The sequence below is a fragment of the Acinetobacter sp. UBA5934 genome, assembly GCF_002430855.1.
In the GTDB taxonomy this organism is placed as follows: domain Bacteria; phylum Pseudomonadota; class Gammaproteobacteria; order Pseudomonadales; family Moraxellaceae; genus Acinetobacter.
In genome coordinates this window covers 1-7,037 of the sequence record NZ_DJDC01000162.1, presented here as the reverse complement: position 1 = coordinate 7,037, position 7,037 = coordinate 1, and the positions used below count along the sequence as shown (strand labels likewise).

General features: G+C 39.8%; 8 protein-coding genes and 1 pseudogene. 4 read left to right on the top strand and 5 right to left on the bottom strand.

The window, feature by feature from the left end; genetic code table 11:
* A partial coding sequence (rpoD, locus tag B2Y23_RS11775) for an RNA polymerase sigma factor RpoD (protein WP_291370973.1) occupies positions 1-1,685 on the bottom strand: 1,685 nt, incomplete at its 3' end.
* Positions 1,686-2,055: 370 nt separating this feature from the next.
* Between rpoD and B2Y23_RS11770 the strand changes: the two genes are divergently transcribed.
* Positions 2,056-2,265 (top strand): PA3496 family putative envelope integrity protein, encoded by a 210-nt coding sequence (locus B2Y23_RS11770; RefSeq protein WP_291352711.1) that lies wholly within the window; start codon positions 2,056-2,058, stop codon positions 2,263-2,265.
* A gap of 69 nt (positions 2,266-2,334) precedes the next feature.
* Positions 2,335-2,859, top strand: coding sequence for a YecA family protein (locus B2Y23_RS11765; RefSeq protein ID WP_291352709.1), 525 nt, complete (start codon positions 2,335-2,337; stop codon positions 2,857-2,859).
* Between the two features lie 151 nt (positions 2,860-3,010).
* Here B2Y23_RS11765 and B2Y23_RS11760 read toward each other — a convergent pair.
* From B2Y23_RS11760 to B2Y23_RS11745, 4 genes and pseudogenes are all read right to left on the bottom strand, one after another.
* Positions 3,011-3,430: pseudogene (locus tag B2Y23_RS11760) on the bottom strand (ABZJ_00895 family protein).
* Between the two features lie 29 nt (positions 3,431-3,459).
* A complete protein-coding gene (locus B2Y23_RS11755) occupies positions 3,460-4,077 on the bottom strand; it encodes a DedA family protein (protein WP_291352707.1) in 618 nt (205 codons plus the stop codon).
* Positions 4,078-4,162: 85 nt separating this feature from the next.
* On the bottom strand, positions 4,163-4,447 hold the full coding sequence (locus B2Y23_RS11750) for an FUSC family protein (protein ID WP_291352705.1): 285 nt from the start codon (positions 4,445-4,447) through the stop codon (positions 4,163-4,165).
* A 220-nt stretch (positions 4,448-4,667) separates the two neighbouring features.
* Complete coding sequence (locus tag B2Y23_RS11745; protein WP_291352703.1) at positions 4,668-5,600, bottom strand: rhodanese-related sulfurtransferase; 933 nt, start codon at positions 5,598-5,600, stop codon at positions 4,668-4,670.
* 206 nt (positions 5,601-5,806) lie between these two features.
* Here B2Y23_RS11745 and B2Y23_RS11740 point away from each other — a divergent pair, with 206 nt between their 5' ends.
* Together B2Y23_RS11740 and B2Y23_RS11735 are read left to right on the top strand one after the other, a co-directional pair.
* On the top strand, positions 5,807-6,295 hold the full coding sequence (locus B2Y23_RS11740) for a DUF1289 domain-containing protein (protein ID WP_291352701.1): 489 nt from the start codon (positions 5,807-5,809) through the stop codon (positions 6,293-6,295).
* A gap of 42 nt (positions 6,296-6,337) precedes the next feature.
* Entirely contained in the window at positions 6,338-6,955 is a 618-nt protein-coding gene (locus B2Y23_RS11735) for a LysE family translocator (protein ID WP_291370971.1), read from the top strand.
* Positions 6,956-7,037 lie beyond the last annotated feature (82 nt).

Genomic DNA, 7,037 nt, shown 5'->3' with positions numbered 1-7,037 from the left:
AGTACTTCGCGAGTCGCTTCTTTTAAGCCTTCTGAAGTTGCAGCATCAATCGGAGAAGTGATGTTGCCATCTTCAATGAAGTCGCCCAAATGCGAATCTTCATCATCACCAATCGGCGTTTCCATAGAAATCGGCTCTTTGGCAATTTTAAGCACTTTACGAACTTTAACTTCATCCATCTCCAGACGTTCGCCCAATTCTTCAGGAGTCGGTTCACGGCCCATTTCTTGAAGCAATTGACGAGATACACGGTTGATCTTGTTAATGGTTTCAATCATGTGTACCGGAATACGAATGGTACGTGCCTGATCGGCAATCGAACGGGTAATTGCCTGACGAATCCACCAAGTTGCATAGGTCGAGAATTTATAACCACGACGGTATTCAAACTTGTCTACGGCTTTCATCAAACCGATGTTACCTTCTTGGATCAAGTCAAGGAATTGCAAGCCACGGTTGGTATATTTTTTCGCAATCGAAATAACCAGACGCAAGTTGGCTTCAACCATTTCTTTCTTGGCACGACGAGCTTTCGCTTCACCGACTGCCATACGTTTAGAAATGTCTTTAATGTCCTTAACATTCAAGCCCAATTCTTTTTCGATGTCGGCAATCTTTTGCTGGAATGCCAATACATCTGGACGTACTTTTTCTAGATAAGTTTTTTGCTCGACAGGTGCTTTGGCAATTTGCTCATCTAACCAGGCTGGATTTGATTCCTGACCCGGGAAAGAAGTACGGAATTGAGTACGATCCATACGGCCACGACGTACTGCATAACGCATTACTTCACGTTCAGAAGTACGAATCTGTTCATGAGTACCACGAATCATTTCAGAAATGATGTCAAATAAACGTGGAGTAAATTTGAACATCATAAACACGGTTGCAAGTGCTTCAAGCGCTTCTTCAGCTTGTTTGCTGTTACGGCCATGTTCTGCAATGGCAGCTTTAGTCACTTTCCATGCTTCTTCCAGTTCAGCAAAGCGTACACGTGCAATTTCTGGATCAGGACCTGATTCACCTTCAGAATCATCATCACTTTCAGATTCTTCTTCGTCATCATCATCCAGTTTTACATCTTTGGTGGTTTTAGACGTTGCTTCTTCATCTTCTTCGATTTCAGCTTCATCTTCTAAAACTTCTGGAATTTCTTCATCAGATTCAGGGTCCAAATAACCCGATAAAATATCAGCAAGACGACGTTCACCTTCAGTGACATCGTTATATTCTTTTAATACAACTTCAACAGCATTTGGCCAATAGGCAATAGAATGAAGAACGTCACGAATACCTTCTTCAATACGTTTAGCAATGCTAATTTCGCCTTCGCGCGTTAACAGTTCAACCGTTCCCATTTCACGCATGTACATACGTACGGGATCGGTGGTACGACCAGGTTCACTTTCAACTGAGGCAAGAACAGCCGCGGCTTCTTCCTCGGCAACTTCATCGGTTGCTTCAGCGCTAGATCCATCAAACATGGTGTCATCAGATTCAGGTGCACGTTCATGCACAGGAATACCCACGTCTTGAAGCATCTGAATGATGTCTTCAATCTGTTCGCTTTCCGTGATCGAGTCTGGGAGATGATCGTTAACCTCAGCGTAAGTTAGGTAACCTTGCTCTTTGCCTCGGCTAATCAGAGCCGCTACTTGCGAAGTAGGGGAAGTCATATCGCTCATCTTTGCTTACTCTTCGTTGAATCTGTGGCAGTGAAAAACCGTGCATGATAGCACAATTCGCTTAAAATTGTTTTGAATATTGATTGTTCAACTCTCATTTAAAATATGAATTTGATTTAACAATTGTTTTCAATATTGGGGTGGAATTTTTTTTTTCAAGTCCGTGAGGCTTTGCTTTGAAAATATTCTGCGTTTTCTTTATACGGCATGATAAAAATTCTAGGTGTTCATAAATACACAATTTTAGAGGTAAAAAACAAGATTAAATCGTATTTCTAGGATAAAAAAATAAAAAAACTTGACAACAGCGCATAAGCACGATAAATAGCGCCTAGACCCATTCACTTTTTTTCACCATGAGGTAGTTTTAGTGTCTTCTACAGATTTTGAACTAGATGATAGCTACAGTGATGATGATGTTAGTTTTGATGAAGTATCAAGCAAAATTAGTGCTAAAGAGTCGTTAGAAAAACGTCGTCTCATTGATGACCTTCTCGCACAACGTCGTTTAGAGCGTGAGCTGAAAGATTTCGATTATGATCTGGATGATGACGACGATTTTGATGATGAAGAAGGCTAAAATAGGATTCTGTATAGCGGGCTAAAATGCTATGCTATGCCGTAGTTATTTTACAAAACTGGATTTTAAATGAGTGCTTTAGATTTAGACCTTTTGAGCGAATATCTAGATGGCGACCAAAATGAATATGGTCTAGATTTCCCGGCTACTCATGGCTTTTTATGTGCAATTGCGGTTGGTCCGAAATTCGATAAATGGTTGGATGAACTTTTTGACAACAATCAAAAGAAAGTACCTGCTGAAATTATTGCGCAAGTAAAAGCATGGTTAGAATCGATTCGTCAAAGCCTGGCTAATGAAGAAGGAATTGAATTTCCTTTTGAAATTGAAGAAGCAGATGTGGATTCAAGTTTAGGCGACTGGAGTGTTGGCTTTGTCGATGCCATGTTCTTAAACGAAGAAGCCTGGTTCACGCCTGAACATGAAGAGCAACTGGTAGATTTAACTTTACCGATGATGGTCTTCAGTGGTGTGGATGAAGAAGATCCACAAATGGAATCTTTCCGCCGCAACGGTCAGCTTATGGATGAAATTGCTGAAGAAATTCCAGATAATTTAAATGAACTTTATTTAATGTATCACACGCCAGCGTAATGTCACATTTTGAGCCGTACAATCGCGGCTCATGGATTACACAGCAAATTCATTCGTTAAATAAAAAAAGCACCTTATGGTGCTTTTTTTAAGCTTGAATTTTTATGTTTAGAGTGGATCAGGCAAATTCATCAGTAGACCTGATTTGTATTTATTCAAACTTGTGCTTATTGAGAGTATATCGAGCATAACCATTGTAAGCGATATGGAAAATCAGGCCATGTAGGGCAATGGCAGCTGCAACCAGCAATGAATTCAGATATCTTCCAGCATAACCTATAGTCATCAAAATTTCTTCAGCACGTGGATGCATTACAATTAAGACCAGCATTACGATAAAACCAATGGTCATGGCGACTACAGTTGATCCCCACACCAGAGTATTTCTTTCTTTGGCATTCGGTAAGCGTTATTCTTTTTCGACAAAATGTCTGGCACTTAGGAAAGCACAAGCGATTAGTCCAGGCAGCAAGGTAATGGCATCGAGTTTTAAAGCATAAATCAAGATAATTACTAACAGGATTAAGACCATACTATAAACAACAGCAAAATATTTAAGATAATGCGACATTGTCTTAGTCTCCTGAAGATAGCCTTCACTCAGGATGAGCGATTTTTGCGCTGCTGTCTACGGTATACAACCCAACCAATAATGATGATTACGATGGCAATAATCACATAACTGACTTTACTGAAAATTTGCTGCATGAGCTGCTGGTTTTCACCAAAATAAAATCCGACATAGGCCAAAAAAGTGGTCCAGATAATAGTACCTAAGCCGCTGTAAAACATAAATTTCCAAAAAGGCATACGGCTCATGCCTGCGGGAATACTAATCAGAGAACGTACAGCTGGAATCATACGGCCAAAGAATACGATACGATGGCCATAGTGTTCAAACCAGTCCAGTGATTTTTTTACATCTTGGGTCTTGATAAACAAATACTTGCCGTAACGATCTATAAAGCGAAAAATGCTTTCATGTTTGAATTGATAGCCAATCCAATACAGAAAAGCTGCAGCGAGCAGTGAACCTAAACAGCCAGCAATAATTACCCCAAATAATATAAGCTGACCTTGTGATGCAGAATAGCCAGCCGAGGGCATGATGATTTCAGAGGGAATAGGCGGAAATACGTTGTCAAGAAACATCAGTAGGGCAATACCGAGATAGCCCAGTTGTTCCATGATGGAGATAATCCAGTCTGTCAGATTCATAAAGTTATAAAAATAATCGTGATATTTACACCATCCTAAAGTTTATTAGATTTAGGGTAAAGTGTAGCCAGGTAATCAGTCCGGATTATTCCTGGCTATGAATCAGAGTATGGATATAAACTTTTCTTAAACTATAGGCGAGTGCAAAAGGAATCACACTGAGTAGGGCGTATTCTATAAAATTAGGCGTAAGATGATATGCAATGAATATGGAAAAAATACTGCCAATAACAGCACCCATGATCACTATAAAAAGATGAGATTCTTGTTCTAAGGCGTGTTTGATTTGTTCTACTTTTTGAAGATTTTTTTCACGAACCAAGTGGAAACGTTGTGTAGAAGCGGCTGAACGACTAATTGTTCTTGACATAATTTAGCTCCTTTTTCATGTTACTTTTTCATGCTATATGTTGAATATTTCACGTTAAAAATTAATAAGTTACATGGTTGTTTTAATTTTTATCTCAGAATATCAGATTATTTGTGACTTAACATACCTTTATGGTAAAAATTGGTGATCTTTTTTTATTTATTGTTTATTTGCGGTAAATAAAAAGCCCTCAAATGAGGGCTTTTATCATGCATTTAGATTACAGGCGTTTGCGTTTAGCGGCTGCAATTTGCGACTGACGCATACGGAAACCGGCTTTTTGTTTCTCGGTCGTTTTGTCGATGCAGTATTTGCACGATACACCGTGTTCATAGCTTGGAAGTTCAGCTTCTTCAGGAAGCAAAGGCCAGCCACAAGCATGACACTTAATATTTTGACCTTCTTCTACACCATGCGTAACAGCAGTACGGCCATCAAATACAAAACATTCACCTTCCCACATGCTTTCTTCAGTAGGGGTTTCTTCCAGGTATTTTAAAATACCACCTTTTAAGTGATACACCTCATTAAAGCCTTCTTGAAGCAATAATGAGGTAGATTTTTCACAACGAATACCGCCTGTACAGAACATGGCAATTTTCTTGTCTTTATGCTGTTCAAGATTTTGTTTAACATATTCCGGGAATTCACGGAAGGTTTCAGTTTTAGGATCAATTGCGCCTTTAAAAGTACCGGCTTTATATTCGTAGTCGTTACGTGTATCAATCAAGATGACATCATCACGTGCAATCAGTTCGTTCCATTCTTTTGGATCTAGATAGTGACCCACTAAATCACGCGGTTTTACTTCAACGCCTAGGGTCACAATTTCTTTTTTCAGTTTGATTTTCATTTTACGAAATGGTTTGTCAGCGCTGTGTGACTCTTTATATTCCATTGCGTTAAAGCCTTCATTCAGCAGAAATTGATGAATGGTATCAATGGCTGCACGGTCTCCGGCTACAGTGCCGTTAATGCCTTCACCCGCTACAATTAGAGTTCCACAAAGATTGATGGTTTTTACCAAATCAAGAAGGCGTTGTTGAAGATTGGCAGGATCTTGAACTTCTTTGAATTGATAAAGTGCGGCAACAACCCAGTCAGTGGTCGCTTGCTGTTCTACAGGTGCAAGCTGTTCTACAGTAGCGTTCATGGAATACTCCAAATGTATTTAAAATAGGACAAAATTTAAGGCGCATATTTTACCTTGAATTGTCAAAATTAGCGAGAAAACCCTTCGCAAAATATGGTTTTTAATTTGCTGTGCCGGGATGTATGATGCCTATGCTTATTTCATATTAAATCAGAAGATGGTCTCAATTCTTTGGACCTGAATGTTGTTGAATTTCGGAGTTTATTTTGAATACTGATCGTCGAATTGCCTCTTTGACTCCATGTGCAGGGCGTTGCTCTACCGTGTTTGGTGATTCGGTATGTCGGGGTTGCCGTCGTTTTAATCATGAAGTGATTCAATGGAATACTTATACAACAGAGCAACATACTGTGGTCTGGCAACGCCTGGATGCACAGTTGAATCAAATTCTGGTACCCATGCTACCTCATGCCAATCTGGCACAAGTCGAAACCTTCATTTTATCTAAACGCATCCGTTTGCGAGAGGATGCTACTGCCGGGCGTAAGTTGTACCATGCACTGAAACTTTGTGAAAAAAATCGTCATCTCACTGATCATAGCGGTTTAGGCATTCACTATAAGCACGTCCGCCCGCTTTGGGATGAGTTTGAACATCGTGTGCTGGCCTTGGCCAAGGCCAGTTATGATTTGGCTTTCTTGCGAGCCGATGGCATGAGCCAACATTTATTGAATTTAGATGAAGAGGACGAGTAAGTCCTTTTTTTATATGCGGGTTAAATGTAAAAAGAGTCAAGGATGAATGTGACTGAATATGTGCTGTATTGTTTGGCTGTCATTGTGATGATTGCTACGCCTGGTCCAGTGATGCTTTTGGTGGCAAGTGCAGGTCTGCGCGGTGGTTATTCTGCTGCACTTAGAACCATATTTGGAACAAATTTTGCCTCGCTGATTTTAATTGGGTTATCAGTTCTGACCTTAAAGGGGCTACTGGTTGTGAATGAAAACTGGTTGAATGCAATTCAGTTATTGGGTTGTCTATATATTGCCTATCTGGGCTTTGGTTTGCTCAAGGAAGTATGGGCTGGTCAGGCTGATGCAGGATTATATTTAAAACCGGTTCAAGGCGGATTCAAAACCGGTTTTCTGGTGGGTATTTCCAATCCCAAGGATATTATTTTCTTTGCGTCATTTTTTCCGCAATTTGTCACGGTGACCTCGCATCTGGATATGAGTCTGTGGTTATTAACCCTGAGTTGGATTATTTTAGATTTCGCAACCTTATCTATAGTGTATTTTTCTTTTAATAAATTATCCCAGTCACGCTGCTATTCGAAATTACTGGGTATGTGCGCTGCAATTTTAATGCTTGTCGCAGGGTATGGTATTTACAGGGTTGTATCATCATTCTTCTAAATAAATTTGAATTCGTTTTTACCTCTTTTGACTATGATTAGACATAAAAACCCAGCAGATTTAATCTGCACCCCGAAAGTTG

Coding starts and splice junctions, on each gene's coding strand:
- B2Y23_RS11765 (WP_291352709.1), top strand. CDS start 2,335: ATGAGTGCTTTAGATTTAGACCTTTTGAGCGAATATCTAGATGGCGAC.
- B2Y23_RS11755 (WP_291352707.1), bottom strand. CDS start 4,077: ATGAATCTGACAGACTGGATTATCTCCATCATGGAACAACTGGGCTAT.
- B2Y23_RS11750 (WP_291352705.1), bottom strand. CDS start 4,447: ATGTCAAGAACAATTAGTCGTTCAGCCGCTTCTACACAACGTTTCCAC.
- B2Y23_RS11745 (WP_291352703.1), bottom strand. CDS start 5,600: ATGAACGCTACTGTAGAACAGCTTGCACCTGTAGAACAGCAAGCGACC.
- B2Y23_RS11735 (WP_291370971.1), top strand. CDS start 6,338: ATGAATGTGACTGAATATGTGCTGTATTGTTTGGCTGTCATTGTGATG.